The following is a 26,073-nucleotide window of genomic DNA, read 5'->3' as shown; positions in this document are numbered from 1 at the left end:
TCAGCGCGACAACGTGAACGCGCTGACCGGACTGGTCTTCTCGTAGAACTTGCCGCCTTCGAACTCCTCGACGGTCACGGCCCAGAAATAGTCGCCCGGCGGCAGATGCGCGACGGTGAGCTGGCGCGCCTGCAGGCCGACCTGGTCGACGACCGGCGCGCTCAGGTCCTTCGAGCGCGACAGCACGAACCGGTAGCGCGCATCCTTGCCCGAACCGTTCGGCGACCAGCGGAACGCGTAGCCGCCGGCACCGGGCGCAGCGCTCGCGTCGAGCCCCATCACGCGACGCTCGAACGCATAGGTGCGCGGCAGCCCCTCGAGGCCGTTCGCATCGATCGCGGCGATCCGCAGGAAGTAGTTGCCGTTCGGCACGTCGCGAAACACCGCGCGCGGCGCATCGGTGCGCGTTTCGCGGAACAGGTCGAGCAACCCCGCGTCGTGCGCGAGCTGGACGTGGTAGCCGCGTGCCTGCGCGAGCGGCGCGACGTCGAACGTGACGTCGGGCTCGTCCTGCACCTTGTCCGGATGCGCGAGCGCGGGCGGGGCCAGCAGCTCGACGGGCGCCCCGACCGCGCCGGACGCCGTCGACACGCTGCCGAAATTCGCGTGCACGAGCGTCGCGTCGGCCGCCTGCCGGTGACCCGCGACGCCGACGGTGCCGTCGAGCACTTCGACACGCGTCGACGCATTGCCGGCCGCGTCGTAGTTCACGCGAAAACGCGTGCCGCGCACACCGGCCACAACGGACGGCGAGCGGATCTGGAAGCGGTCGTCGCGTTTCTTCAAATGGGTGACTTCGCTGTCGACCGAGCCGCGCGTGAGTTCGAACTCGCGATCGAGCGTGCCGGTCAGCACGGTGCGGCGCAGCGACTTCAGGTCGAGCTGGCTGTCGGGCGGCAGGCTCATGTGCGTACCATCGGCCAGCTCGATCGTCACGAAACCGTTCGGGCCCGTGCGCACGCGGTCGCCTTCCGCGAGCGTCGCGTCGTTTGCAAGCGCCGTGAAAGCGCCGCCGGACGCGCGTTCGGCCGTGCCCTGCACCGCGATCACGCGTGCGGTCAGCTTTTCCTTGCGCAGGCGCGCGACCGGCAGCTTCAGCGCGACGCCGGGCTGCAGGTGCTTCGGCGCGGGCACGCCGTTGATCTGCTGGAGCAGTTGCCAGTCGTCCGCGCCCTGCAGATAGCGCGCGGCGACGTCGTACAGCGTGTCGCCCGCCTGCGTGCGGTATACGACCGTCTTGCCCGCGGCGGCGGGCGGCTGCGCCGCCGCGTGCTGCGCGGCGAACGCACACGCGACCGCACAGGCCGCGCGCAGCGCCGCCGTGCGCAGGGTCGCCGTGCGCTGCGTGATTCCCGTCATCACTCCGGTTCTCCCTGGCCGACCCGTTCGAGCCGGTAGCCGTAGCCGTAGATCGGCGCGAGGCGATAGCCGTTCTCGGGCCGCAGGCCGAGCTTGGTGCGCAGCATCGAGATGTGCGTGTCCATCGTGCGCGACGGGATGTCGGTCGCCTGCTTCCACACGAGATCGAGGATGTGCGCGCGCGACAGCGGCCGGTCGAGGTGCTGGAACAGCAGCAGCGCGAGCTCGAATTCCTTCTGCGTGAGGCTCACGGCCTTGTCGCCGACATACGCCTGCTTCAGGTTCACGTCGAAACGGAACTGATCGAACTCGCGGACGGTGGCCTCGGCGTTGACCGGATACGCGCGGCGCAGCAGCGAGCCGATGCGCGCGCGCAGGATCGGGCCGGACACGGGCTTGACCACGTAGTCGTCGGCGCCGGCGTTGAGGATCTGCGTGATCCCCGCCTCGTCGTCGCGGCTCGTCATGAAGATGATCGGCAGGCTGTGCTCGGTCTGGTTCGCACGCACCCACTTGAGCACTTCCTCGCCGGACATGTCGGGCACGTTCCAGTCGAGCACCAGCAGATCGAACGTCTCGCGCTGCAGGCGCTTCTTCAGGGCCTTGCCTTCCTTGAACGCGTAGCATGTGTGGCCAACGGCCGTCAGCGTTTGACTGACGAAATCCGTCTGGGCCGGATCGTCATCCAGTACAGCAATTCTCATAGCACCCCGCAAATCGAAATCGATTCGTCCATTCAACTCCCGCGCCTACCCCGGCCGCGCACCACGTGCGCGGCGTCCGGATATCGGCCGGCGAGCCGTCGTTGGCCGTTCGCGCCGCCTGGGCAAACCGGCGACCCCGGTCAAATATCTCAAAAACGGGGCACGGACGAACCGGCGATTTCATCATAGTAGTATGAAATTCGCCAAGAAATTGCGCGGACTACCGTCCTTTCTTCGAATAATCCTTCCGGTCGCGCAATCGGACGCCTAATCCGCGCCCGCGATGCCGGTCACCGGCTGGGCAACATCGTCGGCCGGCGCGCGTGGCGACGGCCGTTCGGACAGCGGCGGTTGAACCAGCATCCGCTGCAGCTGGCCGCGCACGCGCTCCCACGCAGCCGCTGCGTAGTCGGGCTGGGCTGCCGCCCACGCCTGCGCCACATCGAACACGCGCTCGATCGTCGCACCGCAGTAGGTCAGGCCCGCGCCGTCGTCCTGCGCGGCATCGCGCAGCCGTTCGTCGAGCCACTCGGCCAGCCACGGCATCTCGGCCGCGGCCGAATCCGCATAAGCCTCCAGCGCGGCGCGCGCATGGCGATCCTGACGCGGATCGAGCTCGATCCGGCTCAATTCCGACGCGCGTGCGGGCGCCATGCATTCCGCTCCGGACGGACTTCGAAGGGTCCCTGGTCTGAAGGACATGTCCTCTCCCCGTTGTACGACGGTAGCGTCAGGCAAGGTCCCCGTGCCCGCCTTGCGACGTACCGTGGCCGGCGCGTCGCTGGGAGCGGACGACCGGCCGGGTCAGTATACGCAGCCCGTCACGCAACGAGGTTTAAGAATTGTCAGAGAGGCCCGGCCGGCGCGGCGGCACGGGCGAGGCGGGCCGTCAGCGGCGGCGCATCAGGAATACGAAGGTCTTGTCCTGCGTCGTCGATTCGACGATCTCGTTGCCCGTCTGCTTCGCGAACGCGGCGAAATCGCGCTGCGAGCCCGGGTCGGTCGCGAGCACCTTGAGGATCTGCCCGCTTTCCATATCGGCGAGCGCTTTCTTGGCACGCAGGATCGGCAACGGGCAATTGAGCCCGCGCGCGTCCACTTCCTTGTGAATCTGCATCGGATGTCGACCTTCGAATGACGCGCCACAGGCGGCGCGGGAGGAAGCCGCGATTTTACCGCAGCGCCGCAGCGCCTGCCCGCCCCGCCCGCGGCGCGACGCGCGCGGGTGCCAGGCTCACGCGCCCGCGAAGCCGCCCGCGAGCCGTTCGCGCAGGTGCCGCACGAGCGCGCGCACCGCGCTCGGCACGACCGGACTGTACGGCCGGATCGCGAAGATGTGGTCGCCGAACGCGCCCGAGGGCCGCCAGCCGTCGAGCAGCGCGACGAGCCGGCCGGCGTCGAGATCGCGCCGCGCGCTGAAATCCGGCAGCAGCGCGATGCCGAGCCCGCCGAGCGCGGCCTCGCGCATCGCCTCGCTGTTGTTCGCCGCGAAACTGCCGCGCACGGGCACGCTCACGCGCTCGCGCCGCCGGCCGTGCAGCTCGAAGCTCCACGCGGCCGGCTCGTGGTCGCGCAGGTAGCACAGGCAGCTGTGGTCGACGAGTTCGTTCGGATGGCGCGGCGCGCCGCGCGCATCGAGATAGTCGCGGCTCGCGACCAGCAGCGAGCGCGTGTCGCACAGCTTCCACGCAACGTGGGTCTGCGGCGCGGTGGTCGTATGGCGAATCGCGAGATCGAAACCCTCCTGCGTCAGCGAATGCAGCCGATCCGACAGGTCGAGCTCGATCTGCACGCCCGGATGCTGCCGCAGGAAATCGGGCAGGTGCGGCACGACCTGCTGGCGCCCGAGCGCGACCGGCACCGTCAGGCGCAGCAGGCCGCGCGGCTCGCCGGCCAAGTCCTTCACGCGCGCGAAGTGCTGCCCGATCGACTCGAACGCATCGCGCGTGCTGTCGACGAGCGTCTGGCCCGCATCGGTGAGCCGCACGCTGCGCGTCGTGCGGCGCACGAGCGGCACGCCGGCCGCCTTTTCGAGATCGGCGATGCGCTGGCTCATCGCGGCCTTGCTGATGCCGAGCCGCTGCGCGGCCGCCGTGAAACTGCCGGCCGCGGCCAGCACCGTCAGCGAATGGATGTGCGGCCAGAGCGCCTGGACATTTTGCTGATTCATTCGCCGATTATTCAGAATTCTGAACAGTGAATCAAGTTTCGCGGCCTTCTCCCGCCCTGCCGGTTTCCCTAGACTGGGCCCTGTTCCCCCCCTCATCCCCAGGAGACACGATGAATCCGGTTCCCGCCTACACGTCCGACGCCGACGTCGGCCACTATGTCGACGGCGCGCCCGCGGCCGGCCGCAGCGGCCGCTTCCAGGACGTCCTCAATCCGTCGCTCGGCCGCGCGGTGCGCCGCGTCGCGCTCGCCGACGCCAGCGAAGTGCAGCGGGCCGTCGCGTCGGCCCATGCCGCGTTCCCGGCCTGGGCCGCGACGCCGCCGATCCGCCGCGCACGCGTGCTGCACCGCTTCCTGCAGCTGATGAACGAACACCGCGACACGCTCGCGGCGATCATCACGGCCGAGCACGGCAAGGTGTTCTCCGACGCGCAGGGCGAAGTCGCGCGCGGCATCGACATCATCGAATTCGCGTGCGGCGTGCCGCAACTGCTGAAGGGCGACTTCACCGACCAGGTCAGCACCGGCATCGACAACTGGACGATGCGCCAGCCGCTCGGCGTCGTCGCGGGCATCACGCCGTTCAACTTCCCGTGCATGGTGCCGTGCTGGATGTTCCCGGTCGCGATCGCGACGGGCAACACGTTCGTGCTGAAGCCGAGCGAGCGCGACCCGTCGGCCGCGCTGTTCATCGCCGACCTGCTCACGCAGGCCGGGCTGCCGGCCGGCGTATTCAACGTCGTGCAGGGCGACAAGGGCGCGGTCGACGCGCTGCTCGACCACCCCGACGTGCAGGCCGTCAGCTTCGTCGGCTCGACGCCGATCGCGGCCTACGTCCAGCAGCGCGCGGTGCAGTCCGGCAAACGTGTGCAGGCGCTCGGCGGCGCGAAGAACCATCTGGTCGTGATGCCCGATGCGAACCTCGAGCAGGCCGTCGACGCGCTGATCGGCGCCGCGTACGGCTCGGCCGGCGAGCGTTGCATGGCGATCAGCATCGCGGTGCTGGTCGGCGACGTGGCCGACCGGATCGTGCCGGCCATCGCCGAGCGCGCCCGCAAGCTGGTGATCGGCGACGGCATGTCGCCGGAAGTCGAGATGGGGCCGATCGTCACCGGCGAGGCGCTGAAGCGCATCGAGGGTTATATCGAGCAAGGCGTGAACGAAGGCGCGCAACTGGTGGTCGACGGCCGCGGGCTGCGCGTGCCGGGCCGCGAGTCAGGCTTCTTCACCGGCGGCACGCTGTTCGATCACGTAACGCCCGGCATGCGGATCTACAAGGAAGAAATCTTCGGGCCCGTGCTCGGCTGCGTGCGCGTGAAGGATTTCGGCGAAGCGGTCGACCTGATCAATGCGCACGAGTTCGGCAACGGCGTGTCGTGCTTCACGAGCGACGGCGGCATCGCGCGCGAATTCGCGCAGCGCATCCAGGTCGGCATGGTCGGCATCAACGTGCCGATCCCGGTACCGATGGCGTGGCACGGCTTCGGCGGCTGGAAAAAGAGCCTGTTCGGCGACATGCACGCGTACGGCGAGGAAGGCGTGCGCTTCTACACGCGCCAGAAATCGGTGATGCAGCGCTGGTCGTCGAGCATCGGCAAGGGCGCCGAATTCGCGATGCCGACCGCGAAGTAAGCCGGCCGGCGCGCCGCCCGCCGATCGAGATCGCGGGCGGTGCGCCGCCGCAACACGTCAGCCGGCCTTGGTGCCGTGCGCGCCGTCGGCGGTCGGCCGGTACGACAGCTCGAGCCGGTACGCGAGCGCGACGAACAGGCTCTGCGCGAGACCCATCGTGGCCGTCAGCGCACGAAAACCGAACGTCTCGCTGTCCTGCACCATCAGCGTCACCTCGGCCTCCCGCGCAAGCGGGCTCATCCGGCTGTCGGTGATCGCGATCACGCGCGCGCCGCGCTGCACGGCCTGCTGCGCGACCTGGACGGTTTCCTCCGCATACGGCATGAACGAGATCACGATCATCACGTCGCCCGCGCGCACCGAGCGGATCTGCCCGAGATGCATGCTGCCGAGCGCGCTGAAGAGGCCGATGCGCTTGTCGGTGTGCTGCAGCGCGTAGTCGAGATACACGGCGATCGGAAACGCGCGCCGCGAGCCGGCAATCCAGATCGCCTGCGTATCGGCGAGCAGGTCGACGGCCTGCGCGAGCGCCCGAGAATCGAGCGTCTGCCGCAATTGCTGCATGCCCGCGATGCTGCCCTTGATGAATTCGTCGGCGATCTGTTCGGGCTGCAGGCTCGACGAGCCCGCTTCGATCACGTCGCGCAGCCGCAGGTTGTACGCACGCCCGGGCGCGATCTGCTGCGCAAGCCCTTCGCGGAACAGCCGCTGCATCTCGGAGAAGCCGGAGAAGCCGAAGTGCTTCGCAAAGCGGACGACGGCCGACGGCTGGACGCCGCACGCCTCCGCGAGCGACTGGATGCCTTCCAGGCCCAGCTGGTCCCGGTGCGTTTCCACGTGGCGCGCGATCACCTTCAGGCGATTGCTGAGGCCGTCGTACTCCTGCGTCAGATGCTGCAGGAACTGCTCGACGGTGGCGGGAGGTTTCTCGGATGAACTCATCGGATAGCGCGAAGTTGACGGCCCCGATGCGCGCGCGATGCTGGCGGACGCGGCCCGGAACTCACCTGGATACATGCATGAAGGGCGAATTTAATCACGTTTGCGGCACGGCCCGCGCCGCACGCTCGCTCCCACGCGCTCGATCATCACTTGCACACGCTCCACGGCAAGGCTGGAAGCGATTGTCCAACGCGCTCGCGGCGTCGTAAAGATTAGGGCGTGTACCGAGTACCGGGGCCGGCCGCCGGTGCGCATGTGACGCAGCCCGCGCGGCCGGCCCGCCCCGCTCACCGATAGTCGACCCACACGCCGCCCGCGTCGGCGGAGCGCACGCAGTGCTCGACCCAGCGTACGCCCTCGACGCCGGCGTGAACGTCCGGATAACGGATCTGCTTCAACGCGTCGGCGTCGCCGCGATCGGCCGCATCCATCGCACGCGCGAACCGCGCGTAGAGATTCGACCATGCCTCGAACAGCCCTTCCGGATGCCCGGCGCCGATGCGGTCCTCGTGCAGCGCCTGCGGATGCAGGTAGCCCATCCCGCGATCGAGCACCTGCGCGGGCTGGCCCTGCACTTCGTAGCGCAACTGGTTCGGATGCTCGTCCCACCACTCGATGCTCGCCTTCGAGCCGATCACGCGCACCTTCTGGCCGTGCATCGAGCCGGCGTTCACCGCGCTCGACCACACGTAGCCGACCGCGCCGGTGTCGTACTCCATGATCGTGAACGCGTTGTCCTCGAGCGGCGCGCGGCTCTTCACGAAGCTCTGCCGCGAACACATCAGCCGCCGGATCTTCAGTTCCGGCGCCATCACCTCGGAGATGTACAGCGGATGCGTACCGATGTCGCCGAGCACGTAGCTCGGGCCCGCGAACTTCGGGTCGACGCGCCAGCGCGCGGCCGCGCTCGCGGCCTCGACGCCTTCGCTGTGGAAGCCGTGCGCGAACTGCATCTGCACGATGCGGATCTCGCCGAGCTCGCCGCGCGCGATCATCTCGCGCGCCTGCTCGATCATCTGGTGTCCCGAGTAGCCGTACGCGACGCCGACGATCCGGTTCTTCTCGACCGACAGCCGCTGCAGCGCCTCGGCCTCCTCGGTCGTGAAGCACAGCGGCTTCTCGCAGACCACGTGCAGCCCCGCGTTCAGCGCGGCGCGGCAGATCGCGAAGTGCGTGTTGTTCGGCGTCGCGATCGACACCGCGCGGATGCCGTCCGGGCGCCGCGCCTCGGCGTCGAACATCGTCGCGTAGTCGGGATAGCAGCGCTCGGCCGCGACGCCGAGCTTCACGCCGAACTGGCGGCCGCGTTCGGGATCGAGGTCGAATGCGCCGGCAACCAGCTGGAAGCTGCCGTCACGCAGCGCGGCCGAGCGGTGGCTGTAGCCGATCTGGCTGCCGAGCCCGCCGCCGACCATGCCCCAGTGAATCGAATGTCCAAGCAGAATCTGTCCGTCAATCATGATGGTGGTGTTCCTGGTGCGGGTTCAGTGGGTCAGGCAAAGCCGGCCGACGCGAGAAACGCGCGGCTCGCGGCGACGTCGCGCAGGCTCGTGGCGGCGTTGCGCGGGTCGCGCTCCTGCTCGATCGTGATGTAACCCGCGTAGCCGATCTCGTCGAGCGCCTGGCGGATCGCGCGGTAATCGAGCACGCCGGTGCCGATCGGGCACATCACGCCGCGTGCGCAGGCGGCGAAGAATGCGATGTGCTCGCCCATCACCGCGTCGTACACGGCCGCGTCGATATCCTTGAAATGCACGTAGTCGAGGCGCGCCGCATGGCGGCGCAGCCAGGTTTCCGGGTCCATGCCCGAGTAACGCAGGTGGCCGGTGTCGAGACACAGGCCGGCCGTCTCGGCCGGAATGTCGGCGACGATCCGGTCGATCTCGTCCGCGAACTCGATGTAGCCGCCCGCATGCGGATGGATCACCGCGCGCACGCCGAACTCGTCGCGCGCGATCGTCGCGATCTGCCGGATATGGTCGACCATCCGCGCCCAGTGCTCGGCGGACAGCCGCGGCGCGCGATCGCCGTGGCCGGCCGCGTAGTCGCGCACTTCGTGGCCCCAGTCGATCACGACCAGGTACGGCGCCGCGTAGCGCTGGCCGTCCTGCGTCGGCAGCCTGGGCAGCCGCGTGATCAGCGCGCAGATGTCGCGCGTCTGGCGCAGCAGGTTCGGCAGGTTCTCCGGCGACACGAGATCGTCGAAGATCGTGCCGGCGGTGATGCTCAGGCGTTGCCGCTCGAGTTCGGCGCTGACCACGTCGAGTTCGAGCGGGATGTAGCCGTACGGCCCAAGCTCGATGCCCGAGTAACCGGCCTGCGCGGCTTCGGCGAGCACGTGCCGCCACGGCGGCAGATGCGGGTTCTTCACGTCGTCGACGCCCCAGCAGCAGGGCGCGCAGCCAATCTTCATCGTCATGTCGATCGCTCCGTCAGGTCAGCCGCGGGTCAGCCGCGATAGAACGCGGGACGGCCGGCCATCGCGATCGGTTCGACCGCGCCGCTCTTCTGCGCCCGCACGCACGCATCGGCCGCGACCGCCGCCGCGTAGCCGTCCCATGCGGACGGCCCGGTCAGCGCGCCCTGCCGCACGCCGTCGATGAACGCCTGCAGCTCGACGTCGTACGACGCGATGAAGCGCTCCTTCCAGTCGGTCATGATCTCGACCGACCGCCGCGCCGCGTGCTTGAGCCCGACGGCCGGCGGATCGGGCAGCTTCGCGATGCCCTGCTCGCCGACCACTTCGCACTGGATGTCGTAGCCGTACTGGCAGTTCACGAAGATCTCGACGTCGATGCGCACGCCGCTCGCGGTTTCGAGCAGCACGATCTGCGGATCGGCGAGATGCGCGGACGCGTGCCGCGTCTTCTTCGGATAGACGACCTGCGCGCTCGTGTAGTCCTCGCCCAGCAGCCAGCGCAGCACGTCGAGTTCGTGGATCAGCGTGTCGGTGATCGCCATGTCGGTCGTGTAGCGCTCACCGACCGACTGGTTGCGATGCGCGCAATGCAGCATCAGCGGTGCGCCGATCTCGCCGCTGTCGATCACGCGCTTGAGCGCGCGATAGCCTTCGTCATACGGCCGCATGAAGCCGACCTGCACGAGCCGCTTGCCGTGCGCGACCTCGGCTTCGACGATCCGCATGCAACCGTCGGCCGTGACGGCCAGCGGCTTCTCGCAGAACACCGGCTTGCCGTGCGCGATCGCGTCGAGCACGAACGCTTCGTGCGTCGGCCCCCACGACGTGACGAGCACGGCCTGCACGTCGGCGGCCGCGACCACTTCGTGGCCGTCGCCGTAGATCTCGGCGTCGAGCCCGTACTTCGTCACCGCGTCGCGCGCCTGCTGCGGGTCGATGTCGTTGACGGCCACGACGCGCGCGCCGGACAGCGTGCGGGTCAGTCTGCGGATGTGGTCCTGGCCGATCGCGCCGCAGCCGATCACGCCGATTTGCAAGCTCATCTACAAGTCTCCAGTCGTTCATCAGCGGCGCGGCCCCCGCCGCGCCGGTCGGGAATCGGTCAGCGCGCGCGGCGATCGAAATGGCGATCGACGTAGCGCTGGATCGTGTCGCGCATGTAGCGCGACGAGGCTTCCGCGCGGTCTTCCCACGCGAACACGCACGACGACATCACGCCGTCGAAGCCGGCGGCGCCGAGCGCGCCGAAGAACACGTCCCAGTCGATCTCGCCCTGCCCGATGTCGAGATGCTGGTGCACGCGGATCTGGTTCGAGCCGGGCGGGTTCACGATGTAGCGCAATTGGCTGCTCTTGCGGTGGTCGAACGTGTCGGCCACGCGCACGTGCGCGAGGATCGGCGCGGCCTGCGCGATCATCGCGGCCATGTCGTCGCCGTAGTAGAACGTGTGCGGCGCGATATACGACAGCTTCAGCGACGGCGAACCGAGGTTCGTGACGATGTCGATCGCCGGTTGCAGCTGTTCGATCCAGTCCTCGGGATGCGGCTCGACCGACAGCACGATGCGTTCGCGCTCGAGGATCGGCAGCAGCTCGTCCATCGACCGGAACCACGCGGCTTCGCACAGCTCCTTCGGGTTCGCGCCCGGCCGCTCGCCGACCGAACGCTCGGGCGACGCGCCGCGCCCGAATTCCGACACCATCAGCGGGCATTCCATCTCGAGCGCCACCTCGATCGCCTTGCGCCAGCAGCGCACGGCCCATTGCCGCTCGTCCTCGAACGGGCTTGCCCAGCGGTACATCGGCTGCAGCGACGCGAGACCGACGCCGCTCGCGCGCAGCGCCTGGCGGAACCCGGCCATGCGCGCCCGCGTCGCGCGCGGCATCACCCACCAGTCTAGAAAGTCGCTGCGCGGCGACAGCTCGATCTGGTCGTAACCCAGCTCGGCGACCGCATGCGGCAGCCGGTCGAGCGGCAGGTGGCGAATCATGTACGGGTCGAGTGCGATCTTCATCGGGTTTCCTTCGTGAATGCGGATGTCGGGCTCACGCGCGCGCTCAGCGGCGCTTCTTCTTGTTGCGGTACTGGTCGGCGATCACGGCCGCGACGATGATCGCGCCCTTCACCATCTCCTGGTAATACGCGTCGATGCGGATGAACGTGAAACCCGACGTCATCACGCCGAGGATCAGCACGCCGATCACGGTGCCCGTCACGCGGCCGAGGCCGCCCGACAGCGACGTGCCGCCGATCACGACGGCCGCGATCGCATCGAGCTCGTACATCACGCCCATGCCCGACTGGCCCGAGATCGCGCGCGCGGCCGTCACGGTGCCGGCGATCCCGCTCAAGAGGCCCGCGATCGCATAGACGAACACCAGGTGGCGCGTGACGTTGATGCCCGACACGACGGCCGCGTGACGGTTCGCGCCGATCGCGTAGGTGTACTTGCCGAAGCGCGTGTAGCGCAGCACGACGTGGAAGATCGCCGCGATCACGAGAAAGATGATCACCGGATTGGCACCCGCGCCGATCGCCGCGAACTGATCGGTCAGCATCGACACCGGCATCCCGTTGGTGAACCACTTCGCGAAGCCGCGCGCGGCAACCATCGTGCCGAGCGTCGCGATGAACGGCGGGATGCCCGTCATCGCGATCAGCGTGCCGTTCAGCAGGCCGACCAGCAGCCCGACGCACACGCCGGCCAGCACCGGCCAGATGATCGGCAGGTCGGTGAGGTGCGGGAACACCGCACGCGGGAAGTCGGACACCTGCGCGAGGCTCGCCGACACGACGGCGGCGGCCGCGACGACCGACCCCGACGACAGGTCGATCCCGCTGGTGATGATCACGAGGTTCACGCCGACCGCGATGATGCCGATCACGGCCATCTGCAGCACGATGATCTCGAGCCGCTCGGCGTTGAACAGGAAGCTCTGGCCGACGACGATCCAGCCGACGATCTCGAAGAACAGGCTGATGCCGACCAGCACGAGGAAGATGCTCAGCTCGGGCGGCCACTTCGTGTGCCGCGACTTGAGTGTGATGGTCTGCGCATCCGCGACCGGGTTCAGGTTGCCCATTTCAGTTGTCTCCAATCTTGTTTCGGCTCAGCGCGACGCGAGATCCATGATGCGGACCTGGTCGGCGTCCTTGCGATCGACGATGCCGGTCATGCGCCCTTCGTGCATCACCATCACGCGATCGCTCATCCCCAGCACTTCCGGCATTTCCGACGAAATCATCAGCACCGCGACGCCCTTGCCGGCGAGCGCGCTGACGAGCCGGTGAATCTCGGCCTTCGCGCCGACGTCGATGCCGCGCGTCGGTTCGTCGAGGATCAGGATGCGCGGCTGCGTGAGCAGCCAGCGGCCGATCAGCACCTTCTGCTGGTTGCCGCCCGACAGGTTCTGGATTGCCTCGTGCAGCCCCGGCGACTTCACGCGCAGCATCCGGCTCATTTCCTCGCAATCGCGCTTCAGTTGCGCCTGCTGCACGAAATTGAACTTCACGTAGCGGTGGCTGAGCACGGCCGCTTCCATGTTCGCGAGCAGGTCGAGATTCAGGAAGCAGCCGCTGTCCTTGCGGTCCTCGGTGAGGAACGCCATCCCGTGCTTCATCGCCTGCGCGGGCGTCGCGATCCGCACCGGCTTGCCGTCGATCCGGATCTCGCCCGACGTGGCCGGCACGACGCCGAACAGCGCCTCCGCGACGTTCGAGCGCCCCGAGCCGACGAGGCCCGCGACGCCGAGGATTTCCCCCGCGCGCAGCTCGAAGCTCACGTCGCGGAACACGCCGTCGACGCAGAGATCCTTCACCGACAGCACGACGTCGCCGATCGGCACGTCTTCCTTCGGGAACATCTGCGTGATCTCGCGCCCGACCATCATGCGGATGATGTCGTCGCGCGTGACGTCGCTCGATGCATGCGTACCGATGTACTTGCCGTCGCGGAACACCGAGAACTCGTCGGCGATCTCGAACAGCTCGTTCATCTTGTGCGTGATGTAGACGATGCCCTTGCCCTGCTCGCGCAGCTGGCGAATGATCCGGAACAGGTGCGTGACTTCCTTGTCGGTCAGCGCGGAAGTCGGCTCGTCCATGATCAGCACGTCGGAGTCGAACGACACGGCCTTCGCGATCTCGACCATCTGGCGGCTCGCGACGGTCAGCGTGCGCACGTCGGTTTCCGGATCGATGTCGATCGACAGCCGTTCGAACAGCGCGGCCGTGCGGCGGCGCAGCTCGGCGTGATCGATCAGGCCGAAGCGGTTCTTCGGTTCGCGGCGGATCCAGATGTTCTCCGCGACCGTCATGTACGGCATCAGGTTGAGTTCCTGGTGGATCATCGCGATCCCGCGCTCGAGCGCATCGAGCGGGCCGTTCAGCACGACCGGTTCGCCGTTGATCAGGATTTCGCCCTGGTCGGGCGTGTAGACGCCCGCGATGATCTTCATCAGCGTGGACTTGCCCGCGCCGTTCTCGCCCATCAGCGCGTGGACGGTGCCGCGGCGCACGCGGAACTGCACGCCGTCGAGCGCGACGACGCCGGGAAAGGACTTGCCGACGCCGCGTACCTCGAGCACGCAGTCGGCCGAGAAAGAAGCCGGCGCGGCGGACGACCCGCCGGACGAGGCGGCCGGTGCATCGCCGCCGGCCATCGGGCGCGCGACCCTGGCTGTAAACATGGACGTTCCTCGACAAAGCGCGCGCGAACCCGGCAATGCCGGGCCCGCGCAGTTCAACGGACCGCCGGTCAGTGCTTGGCGTACTGGTTCATGTTCTCGGGCGTCACGAGCTCGAACGGCACGTTCACGTAGCGGTCGACCGGCTGCTTCTTCGCGAGCTTCAGCGCGGCGGCCACCGACTGCGCGCCCTGCCCGATCGCGTTCTGGTACACCGACACCTTCAGCTCGCCGGCCTTCATCGCCGCGAGCCCGTCCGGCGTCGCGTCGATGCCGGCGACGACCGTCTTCGGCGTCAGCTTGCGCGCGGCCTTCAGCGCGTTGATCGCACCGATCGCCATCTCGTCGTTGTTCGACACGATCGCGTCGAACTTGGTCCCGGAGCTCAGCCAGTTCATCGTGATGTCCTGGCCCTGCGTGCGGCTCCACTTGCCTTCGCGCTTGTCGACGATCTTCATGCCCGCGCAGTCCTTGGTCGCGATCACGTCCTCGATGTCCTTGGTGCGGGCACGCGCCGATTCGTTGGACAGCTCGCCCATCAGCACGAGAATGTCGCCCTTGCCGCCGAGCAGCTTGCACACCTGGCGCGCCTGCAGCGTGCCCGACTGCTTTTCGTCGGACGCGACGACCGCGACGCCGGCCGGCAGCTTGTCGAAATCGACCGGCTTGCGGTTGACGTAGACCAGCGGGATCTTCGCGGCCGTCACCATCTTCGTGATCTTCGGCGTCGCGTCGGTATCGACCGGGTTCACGATGATCGCGTCGACCTTCTGCGCGATCATGTTCTGGACCTGGCTCAACTGCTTGCCGACGTCGTTGCCGCCGTCCTCGATCTGCACGGTCACGCCGTCCTTCTTCGCCGAATCGGCGATGCTGTTGCGCAGGATGGTCAGGAACGTGTCGTCGAACGACGCCATCGTCACGCCGATCTTCTCGGCATGCGCGAGCGGCGCAGCCAGGATCGCGGCGGCCGCGACGGCCATCAGCTTGGTCTTCATGATCAATCTGTCTCCTCATCTCCGGGGGGCGGAAGACGGCGCGTTGCGCGCCGCCGGGCCGAGTCCGATACGGACTGAAGCATCCGGATGGAACTGTAGATCACTTCCTCGAACATTTGGAAATTTATTTCTACGTGATTTCACCTAGGGAACTGGATTTCCAAAAAGTCTAGACTGCGTCCGTAGCCCGATTCCCCGCGGCAGGCAGTCCCGCGTCGTGCAGCGCACGTCACGGCGTGCGGCCAGAGGATCGGTCCCCCAATCCGCCGGCAACGTCGACCGCCGGCCGCGAGCGTGACACGTGATATGAGCCAGCTGAACTTTCCGAGTGACCGCCCCATCGATCTCGCCTGCCTCGGCCGCGTGGCCGTGGATCTCTATGCGCAGCAGTACGGCAGCCGCCTCGAAGATGCCCGCAGCTTCCAGATGTATCTCGGCGGCTCGTCGGGCAACGTCGCGTTCGGCGTCGCGCGGCTCGGGCTGAAGACCGCGATGATTTCGCGCGTCGGCGACGAACAGATGGGCCGCTTTCTGCGCGAGACGCTCGAGCGCGAAGGCTGCGACACGAGCCAGCTGCAGACCGACCGCGAGCGCCTCACCGCGCTGGTGCTGCTCGGGCTGAAGGATCGCGACACGTTCCCGCTGCTGTTCGTGCGCGAGAACTGCGCGGACATGGCCGTGCGCGCCGACGAGATCCGCGAGGACTTCATCGCCGGCTGCCGGGCGCTGGCGATCACCGGCACGCACCTGTCGACGCCGGGCACGCGCGAGGCGTCGCTGACCGCGCTCGGCTACGCGCGCCGCCACGGCGTCGTGCGGATCCTCGACATCGACTACCGGCCCGTGCTGTGGGGGCTGACCGCTCGCGGCGCGGGCGAGAACCGTTACGTGCCGGACGCGCAGGTCACGCGGCAGCTGCAGCAGGTGCTCGGCGAATTCGACCTGCTGGTCGGCACCGAGGAGGAATTCCTGATCGCGGGCGGCGTGCCGCACGACCTGATCGGGTCGCTGCGGGCCGTGCGCGCGATCACGAACGCGACGCTGGTCGTCAAGCGCGGCGCACTCGGCTGCTGCGTGATCGAAGGCGACATTCCGGCCGGCATCGACGCCGCGCCGACGTTCGTCGGCGAACGCGTCGAGGTGCTCAACGTGCTCGGCGCGGGCGACGCGTTCCTGTCGGGCCTGCTGTCGGGGCTGCTGCGCGGCCGCGACTGGGCCGAATCGACGCGCATCGCGAATGCGTGCGGCGCGATCGTCGTGTCGCGCCACGCATGCTCGGCCGCGATGCCGACGCCGGCCGAACTCGCGCACTGGTTCGACGGCAGCCGCAATCCGGCGGTCGATGCCGACCGCACGCTCACGCACCTGCATCGCGTGACGGTGCCGCGCCGCGAATGGGACGACCTGTGCGTGATGGCGTTCGACCACCGCAGCCAGTTCTACGAACTCGCGGTGCAGGCCGGCGCGGACGAAGCGCGCATCAGGACGTTGAAGCGCCTGCTCGTGCGCGCGGTCGAGCAGGTCGAGCGCGAGCGCCGGATCGAAGGCCACGTCGGCGTGCTGATCGACGGCGGCGCCTACGGCAGCGACGCGCTCGCGTCGGCCACCGGGCGCGGCTGGTGGGTCGGCCGCCCGGTCGAGCTGCCGGGCTCGCGGCCGCTGCGGTTCGACGAGACACGCTCGGTCGGCTCGTCGCTCACGCACTGGCCGACCGAACAGGTCGTGAAATGCCTCGTCCACTACCACCCCGACGACGACGTCGACCTGCGCGTCGAGCAGGAGCAGCGCGTGCTGGAACTGTGGGAAGCCACCCGCGCCAGCGGCAACGAGCTGCTGCTCGAGATGATTCCGCCGCGCGCGGTCACGCCGGCCGGCACCGAGGACGACGCGGTGCTGCGCACGATCGCGCGCTTCTACAACCTCGGCGTGAAGCCCGAATGGTGGAAGCTCACGCCGCTGAGCGCGGACGGCTGGACGCGGCTCGCCGCGCTGATCGCCGAGCGCGACCCGCATTGCCGCGGCGCGGTGATCCTCGGGCTGAACCAGCCGCTGCAATACCTCGTCGACAGCTTCCGCGCGGCGACCAACCCGATCGTCAAGGGCTTCATGGTCGGGCGCACGCTGTGGGCCGACGCGTCGCTGAACTGGTTCGCGGGCCGCATCGACGACCAGGCGCTGATCGACGAAGTCGCCGGCAACTTCACGCAACTGGTCGACGCATGGCTGGGCCGCCGTGCGGCCGCGCGCACCGCCGCCGCGGCCTGATGCCCGTGCCCGTGACGACCACCCGACTCCTCTCTATCGACCGACGATGACCCACACCGTGAGACTGACCGTCAGCCAGGCGCTCGTGCGCTACCTGGCCGCCCTGCGCGCCGAAGTCGTCCAGCCCGACGGCCGCACCGACATCCTGCCGTACTGCGGCGGCGTATTCGCGATCTTCGGCCACGGCAACGTGGCCGGGCTCGGCGAAGCGCTGCATGCCGAGCGGGACCGGCTGCCGACGTTCCGCGCGCACAACGAACAGGGGATGGCCAACGCGGCCGTCGCGTTCGCGAAAGCGCATTTCCGCCAGCGGATGATGGCCGCGACGTCGAGCATCGGCCCCGGCGCGACCAACATGCTGACCTCCGCCGCGCTCGCGCACGTCGGCCGGCTGCCGCTGTTGCTGCTGCCCGGCGACGTGTTCGTGTCGCGGCTGCCCGACCCCGTGCTGCAGCAGGTCGAGGATTTCGAACAGGGCGACGTCAGCGCGAACGACTGCTTCCGGCCCGTGACGCGCTACTTCGACCGCATCACGTCGCCCGAGCAACTGCTCGTCGCGCTGCCGCGTGCGATCCAGGTGATGACCGATCCCGCGCAGTGCGGCCCCGTCTGTCTCGCGCTGCCGCAAGACGTGCAGACCTTCGCGTACGACTGGCCCGAGGATTTCTTCGCGCCGCCGGTGATCCGGATGCGCCGGCCGCCGGCCGACGCGCTCGAACTCGCCGACGCCCTCGCCGTGCTGAAGGCCGCGAAGAAACCGCTGATCGTGGCCGGCGGCGGCGTGCTGTACAGCCAGGCGTGGGACGCGCTGCGCGCGTTCGCCGACACGCACGGCGTGCCGGTCGCCGAATCGCAGGCCGGCAAGGGCAGCCTCGCGTGGGATCACCCGCTGAACCTCGGATCGATCGGCGTGACGGGCTCGCCCGCCGCGAACCGCGCGGCCGCGCAGGCCGACGTCGTGTTCGCGGTCGGCACGCGGCTGCAGGATTTCACGACCGGCTCGCATGCGCTGTACGGCGACGCGACGCTGCTGAGCCTGAACGTGCAGCCGTTCGACGCGGGCAAGAAACGCGGCCGGCAACTGATCGCCGACGCACGCACGGGCCTCGGCCAGCTGTCGGGCGCGCTGGCCGGCTGGCACGCCGATCCCGCGTGGACGGCCGCGAACCGCGACCAGGCCGCCGCGTGGAACGCGCGCGTGACCGAGCTGACGACGCGCATCCCGAAGGACACGCTGCCGTACGACGCGGAAGTGATCGGCGCGGTGCGCGACTCCGCGGCCGACGCGGGACGCGACAGCGCACGCGACGACCTCGTCGTCTGCGCGGCCGGCACGCTGCCGGCCGAGTTGCACAAGCTGTGGCGCAGCGGCGTGCCGGGCAACTATCACATGGACTATGCGTACTCGTGCATGGGCTACGAAGTGGCGGGCGGCCTCGGCGCGAAGCTCGCCCGGCCCGAGCGCGAGGTGATCGTGATCGTCGGCGACGGCTCGTACATGATGCTCAACGCGGAGCTCGCGACGTCCGTGATGCTCGGCCGCAAGCTGATCGTCGTGATCCTCGACAACCGCGGCTACGGCTGCATCGAGCGGCTGCAGCTGAACTGCGGCGGCGCGAGCTTCAACAACATGCTCGACGATTGCGTGCCCGAAGGCGGCGAACGCTCGACGATCGACTTCGCGATGCATGCGCGCGCGATGGGCGCCGAAGCCGTGCACGTGCGCGACATCGTCGAATTGCGCCACGAGATGAAGCGCGCCCGCGCGGCGAGGAAGAGCCAGGTGCTCGTGATCGACACCACCCACCGGCGCACGACCGACGACGGCGGCGCGTGGTGGGAAGTCGCGGTGCCGCAGGTATCCGCACGCGCCGGCGTCGACGCGGCGCACCGCGCGTATCTCGACGCGAAAACCCGGCAGCGGCGCTGACCGCGCCCGCCGCCCGCTAAAGCACCCGACAAGAACACCCTCCGAACCAAGGAAGCAAGTCATGAGCTGGAACGTCCGCATCGGCATCAATCCCCTGTCGTGGATGAACGACGACCTGCCGTCGCTCGGCGGCGAGACGCCGCTCGAAACGGCGCTGAAGGAAGGCGCCGAAATCGGCTATGCGGGCTTCGAGCTCGGCAACAAGTTTCCGAAGACGGGCCCCGCACTGAAGGCGAAGCTCGCCGAATTCGGCCTCGTGTGCGTGTCCGGCTGGTATTCGGGCTTCCTCGCGGAAGTCGAACCGGGCATGAGCGACGCCGAGGCGGTCGCGGCCGAAATCGAGCGCTGCCGCGCGCACCTGACGAAGCTGCAGTTCAACGACGTGAAGGTCGTGGTCTACGGCGAATGCGCGGGCACGATCCAGGGCAGCATCGACACGCCGGTCGCGAAACGGCCGCGTTTCGTCGACGACGACGCCTGGCGGCGCTACGCGGCGCGCCTCGACGCGTTCGGCGCGCACCTGCTCGACACGTACGGGATCAAGCTCGCCTACCATCACCACATGGGCGCGTACGTCGAGTCGCCCGACGACGTCGACCGGCTGATGGCGCTGACCGACCCGACGAAGGTGTTCCTGCTGTTCGATACCGGCCACGCGTATTTCGGCGGCGCGGCCGACCCCGTCGCGCTGCTGAAGAAGCACGTGTCGCGCGTCGCGCACGTGCATTGCAAGGACGTGCGGCCGCAGGTCGTCACGCAGGCGCGCAACGACGGCTGGAGCTTCCTGAACGGCGTGATCAACGGCACGTTCACGGTGCCGGGCGACGGCGCGCTCGATTACGACGCGACGCTGCGCACGCTGAAGGACGCCGGCTACGAAGGCTGGCTCGTCGTCGAGGCCGAGCAGGATCCGGCCGTCGCGCCGAGCTATGCGTATGCGAAAAAGGGCTACACGTCGCTGCGCGCGATCGTCGACCGGTTGAGTGCGTGAGCACTTGAGCCCCCTTCCATTGCGGAGCCCCACCCCATGACGATTTCTCCCCTGCTGGTCAAGGCATCCGCCGACCGCGAAATCTGCAACGTCACGCCCGAGTCGGCCGGCTGGAAGCATGTCGGCTTTCGCGCGCTGCGCCTGAAGGCCGGCGACACCGAAACGCTCGACACCGGCACGCGCGAGCTGTGCGTCGTCGTGCTGACGGGCACGGTGCGCGCCGAAGTCGACGGCGCAACCCACGACGCGCTCGGCAAGCGCGACAGCGTCTTCGAAGAGGTGTCGCCGGACGCGCTGTACGTGCCGGGCGGCAAGACCGTCACGCTGGTCGCGACGCGCGACGCGGAAATCGCGTTGTGCACCGCGCCCTACGCGAGCGGCGACAAGCCCGTGCAACGCCTCGACGGCGAACGGATGCGCCGCTCGGTGCGCGGGCAAGGCACCAACACGCGCTACGTGTGCGACATCCTGATGGGCGACAACCCGGCGGCCGACCGGCTGCTCGTGGTCGAAGTCGTCACGCCGGCCAGCCATTCGAGCAGCTATCCGCCGCACAAGCACGATCGCGACGCGGCGCCCGACGAGACGTCGCTCGAGGAAACCTACTATCACCGGATCGATCCGCCGCAGGGTTTCGCGTTCCAGCGCGTGTACACGGACGACCGCAGCCTCGACGAAGCGTGCGCGGTCGAGAACCACGACGTCGTGATGGTGCCGCGCGGTTACCACCCGGTCGTCGCGCCGCACGGCTACAACCTGTACTACCTGAACGTGATGGCCGGGCCGAGCCGCGCATGGGCGTTCAAGAACGATCCGGCGCACGAATGGATGATCGACGCGGCGCCGAAGCGCTGAGCGCAAGACGGGCGAGCGCGCGGCCCGTCGCGGTGCGATACCCGCGCGCAATCCGCATTTGCGACGACACGGAGCCGCCATGGTGACGATCTTTCCGCGCCTCGATCACGCGCCCTTCGACGAAGGCGCGCGCGAAACGGCGCTGCCGCGCTTCAATGCCGACGTCGCGCGCCGGCTCGGGGAAATCGCGGTCAACATCGCGTCGCGCCGCGGGCTGCCGATCGCGGTCGGCATCGTCGGCAAGGCGCCGCTGTTCTACTGCGCGCTCGACGGCAGCGGCGCGCGCGACAACGACGCGATCCGCCGCCGGCAGAACACGGTGCTGCGCTTCGGCCTGAGCTCGCTCGAAGTCGGCGCGCGCTTCCGGCACGCCGGCTGGTCGCTGCAGTCGCAGGGGCTGTCGGACGACGACTATGCGCTCGACGGCGGCGGCGTACCGTTACGCGTCGCCGGCGCCGGCATCGTCGGTGCGATGACGATCGCCGGACTCGAGTCCGAACGCAACCACGCGCTCGTCGTCGAGAGCCTGCGCTGGCACGTCGGCGCGAACGCGCTGGCTTTGATCGCGTAACCGCGCGGCCGGCCCGTGCGGGCCGATGCCGCGCGTGGCGCGATCAGTTCAACCCACCGCTCACGACGAGGTGCTCGCCGGTCATCCAGCGTGCATCGTCCGAGGCGAGGAACACGGCGACCGACGCGATGTCGTTCGGCTCGCCGAGACGGCCGAGCGGCGTCTCGCCGAGCACCTGCTTTTCGAGATCGGAGCCGATGATACCCGCGCTGTGCGTGCCTTCGGTCACGATCATGCCCGGGTTGATCGCGTTCACACGGATCTTGCGCGGGCCGAGTTCGAGCGCGAGCACGCCGGTGATCGCGTCGACCGCACCCTTCGTGCCGCTGTACACGGCGCTCGCCGGCGGCGTGATGCTGGTCACCACCGAGCTGATGTTGATGATGCTCGCGCCTTCGCCGAGATGCTTGACGGCCGCCTGCGTCGTCAGCAGCACACCGAACACGTTCGTGTCGAACTGCCGGCGGTAGTGTTCCTCGGTAATCGCCTCGATCGGCGCGAATTCGTACACGCCGGAATTGTTGACGAGCACGTCGAGACGGCCGTACGTGTCGATCGCCGTATCGACGATGCGCTGCGCGTCGGCGGCCTTCGCCACGTCGCCGCCGACCGCGACCGCGCGGCCGCCCGCTTCGACGATCGCGCTCACGACCGCGTCGGCGCCGGCCTTGCTGCTCGCGTAATTGACGACGACCGATGCGCCTTCCGCGGCCAGTGCCTTCGCGATGGCCGCGCCGATGCCCTTCGATGCGCCCGTGACGATCGCTACCTTGTTTGCCAGCTTGCTCATGATTTCATTCCTCGGTCAGAAGACATTCGATGGTGGGCGCCGATGCCGCGTTGCCGCGGCGACCGGCATGACTGGCAATGTACGGCGCGTCGCGGCAGTGATAAAGCGGCCCGACACGAATTGACTGGCGGCGTTTGCCGAACAATCGATCGCGCGCGGTCAGCCGGCACTCAGCCATGCGTCGGCGACCTCGCCGCCCAGACCGTCGAGCGCGCCGTCGTAGACGATCTGTCCCCGCCCCATCACCGCGACCCGCCGCGCGAGCCGCGGCGCGAACTGCAGGCGCTGCTCGATCAGCACGATCGCGACGCCGTCGGCCTGCAGCGCGGCGAGGCAGGCACCGACCTCGTCGACCGCGAGCGGCGCGAGCCCCTCGGCCGGCTCGTCGACGATCAGCACCCGCGGGCGGCCGGCCAGTGCCCGCACCAACGCGAGCACCTGCTGCTCGCCGCCCGACAGCCGCCCCGCTTTCACGTCCGCGCGTGCGGCCAGCAGCGGAAAGCGGTCGAACAGGCGGTCGAGCGCCGCGCGTTCGGCCGGGCCGCGTGCGCCGCGCAATCCGAGCCGCAGGTTGTCGCGTACCGTCAGCAGCGGGAACACGTCACGGCTTTCGGCCACGTAAGCCACGCCGCGCCGTGCGATCTCGAACGTACGCGCGCCCGCGCATTCGGCGCCCGCGATGCGCACCGACCCGGCCGTGCGCACGAGCCCCATCACGGCCTTCGCGAGTGTCGAGCGGCCCGAGCCGTTGCGGCCGAGCAGCGCGAGCGTCTCGCCCGGCGCGAGCGCGAGATCGACGCCGTCGAGCACGGGCTGCAATCCGTACCACGCGCGCAGGCCGCGAATGTCGAGCAGTGCGTTCATGCGCGGCCTTCGCCCAGGTACGCGGCACGCACGCGCGGATCGGCGCGGATCGTATCGGGCGCACCGGTCGCGACGACCGCGCCGCGGACGAGCACCGTGATGCGTTCGGCGAAACCGAACACCGCATCCATGTCGTGCTCGATCATCAGCACCGTGCGGCCCTGCGTCGTCGCGCGGATCAGCGCGATCATCCGCGCCGCCTGCGCGCGGCTCATGCCGGCCGTCGGCTCGTCGAGCAGCAGCGTGCGGGCGCCGCTCGCGAGCGCGATTCCGAGATCGAGCGCGCGCTGTTCCGCGTAGCTCAGTTCGGCGGCCAGCGTGTCGCGCCGCGCCTCGAGGCCGATGTCGTACAGCACGCGCGCGGCCGCGAGATCGATCGACGCCGATTCGCGCAGCCGGTTCCACCAGCGCCGCCGTTCGGCCGGCGCATGCAGCGCCGCGCAACGCAGGTTGTCGAACACGGTCAGCCGCGCGAACGCGCTCGTTTGCTGGAAACTGCGGCCGACGCCGAGGCGGCTCGCGACGACGGGCCCGCGCCCGCGCAGGTCGACGCCGTGCAGCACGACACGCCCGCGCGTCGGCCGTACCGCACCGGCAATCACGCCGAACAGCGTCGACTTGCCCGCGCCGTTCGGCCCGATCAGCGCATGGCGCTCGCCGGCCGCGATGCTCAGTTCGACGCCGTCGAGCACGGTCTGCGCGCCGAAGCGCTGCACGACGCCCTGCAGCGCGATCGCATTGCCGTTCATCGCACGTCCTCCCGCTTGCCGGCCCGCGCGAACCGCGCGCGCCAGCCCCACAGCAGCGTGCCGATGCCGGCTGCCGAGCACGCGACGGCCCAGCCGGCCGGCGTATCGGCGTCGATGCCCCATGCGCCGAACGCGAGGCCCGTGCCGTCGTCCTGCGCGAAGCGCCACGCATAACCGAGCTCGCCCGCGCAGACGATCGCGACGCCCCAGAACACGCACGCGCCGAGCGCGCACAGCATGCGCCACCGCTCGGGCGCCGGCGCATCGCGCCGCATCGCATGCACGAGCGCCTGCGCGATGCCCGCGAGCCCGCGCGGCGCGGCCACGACGATCGCGACGAACAGCACGCCGAGATACAGCGCCCACGCGCGCGACACGCCCGCGACACCGATGCTCAGCGCGGTCAGCACCGCGGCGCCGGCCGCGGGCCCGAAGAACGCGCCGGTACCGCCGATCACCGCGGCGATCAGCACGGTCGCCGAGCGCGCCATCGACACGCTGTCGGGCGTCGCGATCTCGATGTCGATCAGCGTCAACGTGCCCGCGATGCCCGCGAAGAACGACGCGCAGGTGACCATGGCGAGCCGCACGCGGCGCGGATCGGTACCGAGCGCGGCGACGCGCGCCGGGTTGTCGCGCACCGCGTTCGCGAGCCGCGCGAGCGGCGTGCGCGTCAGCGCGTGCATGGCCCACGCCGAGACGATGCACCATGCGGCGATCACCGCATACGCGTGCGCCGGTGCGCCGAATTGCCCGTTGCCCCACGGCGCGCCGCTCGCGCGATCGATCGGCACGCCGCCGAGACCGCCGAACCACGCGGGCACGCTCCACGCCGCCGCCGCGACGCATTCGCCGAGCCCGAGCGTGATCATCGCGAACGCTGTGCCGGAGCGACGCGTCGCGAGCAGCCCGGCGACACAGCCGAAACCCGCGCCGGCCGCGCCGCCGACGAGCGGCAGCAGCGGCAGCGGGCCGCCGAGATGGTTGAACCAGTGCGCGGCGGCGAACGCACCGAGGCCCGCGAACGCCGCGTGCCCGAACGACAGCAGCCCGGTCGTGCCGAGCTGCAGGTTGTACGACAGCGCGAGCACGACGAGCGCGGCCGTCTGCGCGAGATAGCCGAGCACCGCGCCATGCGGCCACAGCCACGCGGGCAGCACGAAGCACGCGGCGAACAGCGCCCAGCGCGCGAATCCGGCGAACGCGCGGCTACGCATCGGCGCGCTCGCCGAACAGCCCGCTCGGCCGTGCGACCAGCACCGCGACGAGCAGCAGGTACGGCACCAGCGGCGCGAGTTGCGCGATCGACACCGCGGCCACGCGGTCGGGCAACGCGATGCCGATCCATTGTGCGAGGTCGCGCAGCGACGTGTCGCTCGCGGCCGCGAAAGTCTGCGCGAAGCCGACCGCGAGCGACGCGACGAATGCGCCGCCGAGCGAGCCGAGGCCGCCGATCACGACGACCGCGAAGACGACCGACCCGACGGTCTCGGCCAGCGCGGGTTCGATCACCGCGAGCGGCGCGCCGATCACGCCGGCCAGCGCCGCGAGCGCGGTGCCGGCGCCGAACAGGCCCGTCATCACGCGCGGCACGTCGTAGCCGAGCGCCTCGACGGCCGCGCGATGCGTGAGCGCCGCGCGCACGACGAGCCCGAGGCGCGATGCGCGCAGCAGCGCACCGAGCGCGACCAGCATCGTCGCGGACATCGCCATCATGAACAGCCGGTAGCGCGGCAACGCGAGGCCGAACACGCTCACCGGCGCGCCGTCGAACAGCCGCGGCACCGGCGCCGGCAGCGGCGCGAGGCCCCAGGCGAGTTTCGCGCCCTCGCCGATCAGGTACGCGAGACCGAAGGTCAGCAGCAGCTCACTGGTATGGCCGCGCGCCTGCACGCGGCGCAGCAGCGTGCGTTCGCAGCCGGCGCCGAGCAGCCCGACCGCGAGCGGCGCGAGCACGAGCGCGGGCCAGAAGCCCGCCTGGGCCGCGATGCTGTAGCCGACATACGCGCCGAGCATGTAGAAGCTCGCATGCGCGAAGTTCAGCACGCCCTGCACGCTGAAGATCAGTGTGAGGCCGGCCGACAGCATGAACAGCAGCAAGCCGTAGCTGAGGCCGTTGAAGGCCTGGAGCGCGAACGCGTGCACCGCGA

The 26,073-nt window shown here is 69.4% G+C and carries 24 protein-coding genes; 6 read left to right on the top strand and 18 right to left on the bottom strand.

Going from position 1 to position 26,073, the window contains the following annotated elements:
• From AC1VVG_RS07420 to AC1VVG_RS07400, 5 genes are all read right to left on the bottom strand, one after another.
• Window positions 1–1,362, bottom strand: a complete 1,362-nt coding sequence (locus AC1VVG_RS07420) for a FecR family protein (protein WP_059556985.1) — start codon at window positions 1,360–1,362, stop codon at window positions 1–3.
• Window positions 1,359–2,063: a response regulator transcription factor gene (locus AC1VVG_RS07415; RefSeq protein ID WP_006490421.1), complete on the bottom strand. Its 705-nt coding sequence runs from the start codon at window positions 2,061–2,063 to the stop codon at window positions 1,359–1,361. The genes AC1VVG_RS07420 and AC1VVG_RS07415 overlap by 4 nt, the downstream gene beginning before the upstream one ends.
• A gap of 267 nt (window positions 2,064–2,330) precedes the next feature.
• Window positions 2,331–2,765: a hypothetical protein gene (locus AC1VVG_RS07410; protein WP_034191173.1), complete on the bottom strand. Its 435-nt coding sequence runs from the start codon at window positions 2,763–2,765 to the stop codon at window positions 2,331–2,333.
• Between the two features lie 187 nt (window positions 2,766–2,952).
• Window positions 2,953–3,180: a sulfurtransferase TusA family protein gene (locus tag AC1VVG_RS07405; RefSeq protein WP_006402122.1), complete on the bottom strand. Its 228-nt coding sequence runs from the start codon at window positions 3,178–3,180 to the stop codon at window positions 2,953–2,955.
• A gap of 117 nt (window positions 3,181–3,297) precedes the next feature.
• Window positions 3,298–4,233 (bottom strand): LysR family transcriptional regulator, encoded by a 936-nt coding sequence (locus tag AC1VVG_RS07400; RefSeq protein ID WP_034191174.1) that lies wholly within the window; start codon window positions 4,231–4,233, stop codon window positions 3,298–3,300.
• 110 nt (window positions 4,234–4,343) lie between these two features.
• Here AC1VVG_RS07400 and AC1VVG_RS07395 point away from each other — a divergent pair, with 110 nt between their 5' ends.
• Entirely contained in the window at window positions 4,344–5,864 is a 1,521-nt protein-coding gene (locus AC1VVG_RS07395; RefSeq protein WP_034191175.1) for a CoA-acylating methylmalonate-semialdehyde dehydrogenase, read from the top strand.
• 57 nt (window positions 5,865–5,921) lie between these two features.
• Here AC1VVG_RS07395 and AC1VVG_RS07390 read toward each other — a convergent pair whose 3' ends face one another.
• From AC1VVG_RS07390 to AC1VVG_RS07355, 8 genes are all read right to left on the bottom strand, one after another.
• Entirely contained in the window at window positions 5,922–6,806 is an 885-nt protein-coding gene (locus AC1VVG_RS07390) for a MurR/RpiR family transcriptional regulator (protein WP_034191176.1), read from the bottom strand.
• Window positions 6,807–7,093: 287 nt separating this feature from the next.
• Complete coding sequence (locus AC1VVG_RS07385; protein ID WP_175028005.1) at window positions 7,094–8,266, bottom strand: Gfo/Idh/MocA family protein; 1,173 nt, start codon at window positions 8,264–8,266, stop codon at window positions 7,094–7,096.
• A 32-nt stretch (window positions 8,267–8,298) separates the two neighbouring features.
• Window positions 8,299–9,225, bottom strand: a complete 927-nt coding sequence (locus tag AC1VVG_RS07380; RefSeq protein ID WP_175028004.1) for a TIM barrel protein — start codon at window positions 9,223–9,225, stop codon at window positions 8,299–8,301.
• A 29-nt stretch (window positions 9,226–9,254) separates the two neighbouring features.
• Window positions 9,255–10,268, bottom strand: a complete 1,014-nt coding sequence (iolG, locus tag AC1VVG_RS07375; protein ID WP_034191179.1) for a bifunctional inositol 2-dehydrogenase/D-chiro-inositol 1-dehydrogenase — start codon at window positions 10,266–10,268, stop codon at window positions 9,255–9,257.
• 59 nt (window positions 10,269–10,327) lie between these two features.
• Window positions 10,328–11,239 carry a sugar phosphate isomerase/epimerase family protein gene (locus tag AC1VVG_RS07370; RefSeq protein WP_175902283.1) on the bottom strand — a complete coding sequence of 304 codons (912 nt, stop codon included), beginning with the start codon at window positions 11,237–11,239 and terminating at the stop codon, window positions 10,328–10,330.
• A gap of 43 nt (window positions 11,240–11,282) precedes the next feature.
• Window positions 11,283–12,308 carry an ABC transporter permease gene (locus tag AC1VVG_RS07365; RefSeq protein ID WP_034191181.1) on the bottom strand — a complete coding sequence of 342 codons (1,026 nt, stop codon included), beginning with the start codon at window positions 12,306–12,308 and terminating at the stop codon, window positions 11,283–11,285.
• Window positions 12,309–12,335: 27 nt separating this feature from the next.
• Window positions 12,336–13,913, bottom strand: coding sequence for a sugar ABC transporter ATP-binding protein (locus AC1VVG_RS07360; RefSeq protein WP_482835445.1), 1,578 nt, complete (start codon window positions 13,911–13,913; stop codon window positions 12,336–12,338).
• A gap of 68 nt (window positions 13,914–13,981) precedes the next feature.
• Window positions 13,982–14,908 carry a sugar ABC transporter substrate-binding protein gene (locus AC1VVG_RS07355; RefSeq protein WP_034191183.1) on the bottom strand — a complete coding sequence of 309 codons (927 nt, stop codon included), beginning with the start codon at window positions 14,906–14,908 and terminating at the stop codon, window positions 13,982–13,984.
• A gap of 306 nt (window positions 14,909–15,214) precedes the next feature.
• On the opposite strand from AC1VVG_RS07355, the gene AC1VVG_RS07350 reads away from it, so the two are divergent.
• The 5 genes from AC1VVG_RS07350 (at window position 15,215) to AC1VVG_RS07330 (ending at window position 21,520) form a co-directional block, all read left to right on the top strand.
• A complete protein-coding gene (locus AC1VVG_RS07350; RefSeq protein ID WP_482835444.1) occupies window positions 15,215–17,173 on the top strand; it encodes a bifunctional 5-dehydro-2-deoxygluconokinase/5-dehydro-2-deoxyphosphogluconate aldolase in 1,959 nt (652 codons plus the stop codon).
• A 46-nt stretch (window positions 17,174–17,219) separates the two neighbouring features.
• Window positions 17,220–19,103 carry a 3D-(3,5/4)-trihydroxycyclohexane-1,2-dione acylhydrolase (decyclizing) gene (gene iolD, locus AC1VVG_RS07345; protein ID WP_482835443.1) on the top strand — a complete coding sequence of 628 codons (1,884 nt, stop codon included), beginning with the start codon at window positions 17,220–17,222 and terminating at the stop codon, window positions 19,101–19,103.
• A 61-nt stretch (window positions 19,104–19,164) separates the two neighbouring features.
• On the top strand, window positions 19,165–20,094 hold the full coding sequence (gene iolE, locus AC1VVG_RS07340) for a myo-inosose-2 dehydratase (protein WP_124669759.1): 930 nt from the start codon (window positions 19,165–19,167) through the stop codon (window positions 20,092–20,094).
• 36 nt (window positions 20,095–20,130) lie between these two features.
• Window positions 20,131–20,949 carry a 5-deoxy-glucuronate isomerase gene (iolB, locus tag AC1VVG_RS07335; protein WP_034191187.1) on the top strand — a complete coding sequence of 273 codons (819 nt, stop codon included), beginning with the start codon at window positions 20,131–20,133 and terminating at the stop codon, window positions 20,947–20,949.
• A 79-nt stretch (window positions 20,950–21,028) separates the two neighbouring features.
• Entirely contained in the window at window positions 21,029–21,520 is a 492-nt protein-coding gene (locus tag AC1VVG_RS07330; protein WP_482835442.1) for a heme-degrading domain-containing protein, read from the top strand.
• Between the two features lie 43 nt (window positions 21,521–21,563).
• Here the strand turns inward: AC1VVG_RS07330 and AC1VVG_RS07325 are convergent, their stop codons facing one another.
• The 5 genes from AC1VVG_RS07325 to AC1VVG_RS07305 form a co-directional block, all read right to left on the bottom strand.
• The gene (locus AC1VVG_RS07325; RefSeq protein WP_034191189.1) at window positions 21,564–22,310 is read right to left on the bottom strand and encodes an SDR family NAD(P)-dependent oxidoreductase; all 747 of its coding nucleotides are present in this window, start codon (window positions 22,308–22,310) and stop codon (window positions 21,564–21,566) included.
• A 159-nt stretch (window positions 22,311–22,469) separates the two neighbouring features.
• Entirely contained in the window at window positions 22,470–23,174 is a 705-nt protein-coding gene (locus AC1VVG_RS07320) for an ABC transporter ATP-binding protein (protein WP_059556993.1), read from the bottom strand.
• A complete protein-coding gene (locus AC1VVG_RS07315) occupies window positions 23,171–23,923 on the bottom strand; it encodes an ABC transporter ATP-binding protein (protein ID WP_482835441.1) in 753 nt (250 codons plus the stop codon). Before AC1VVG_RS07315 ends, AC1VVG_RS07320 begins: the two co-directional genes overlap by 4 nt.
• The gene (locus AC1VVG_RS07310) at window positions 23,920–25,140 is read right to left on the bottom strand and encodes a branched-chain amino acid ABC transporter permease (RefSeq protein WP_034191192.1); all 1,221 of its coding nucleotides are present in this window, start codon (window positions 25,138–25,140) and stop codon (window positions 23,920–23,922) included. The genes AC1VVG_RS07315 and AC1VVG_RS07310 overlap by 4 nt, the downstream gene beginning before the upstream one ends.
• Window positions 25,133–26,068 carry a branched-chain amino acid ABC transporter permease gene (locus AC1VVG_RS07305; protein WP_482835440.1) on the bottom strand — a complete coding sequence of 312 codons (936 nt, stop codon included), beginning with the start codon at window positions 26,066–26,068 and terminating at the stop codon, window positions 25,133–25,135. The genes AC1VVG_RS07310 and AC1VVG_RS07305 overlap by 8 nt, the downstream gene beginning before the upstream one ends.
• Between the last annotated feature and the right edge of the window lie 5 nt (window positions 26,069–26,073).

It is taken from the genome of Burkholderia sp. L-4, assembly GCF_056856535.1.
Note: the sequence above shows the minus strand (reverse complement) of the source record. Positions and strands in the feature narration are given on the sequence as shown.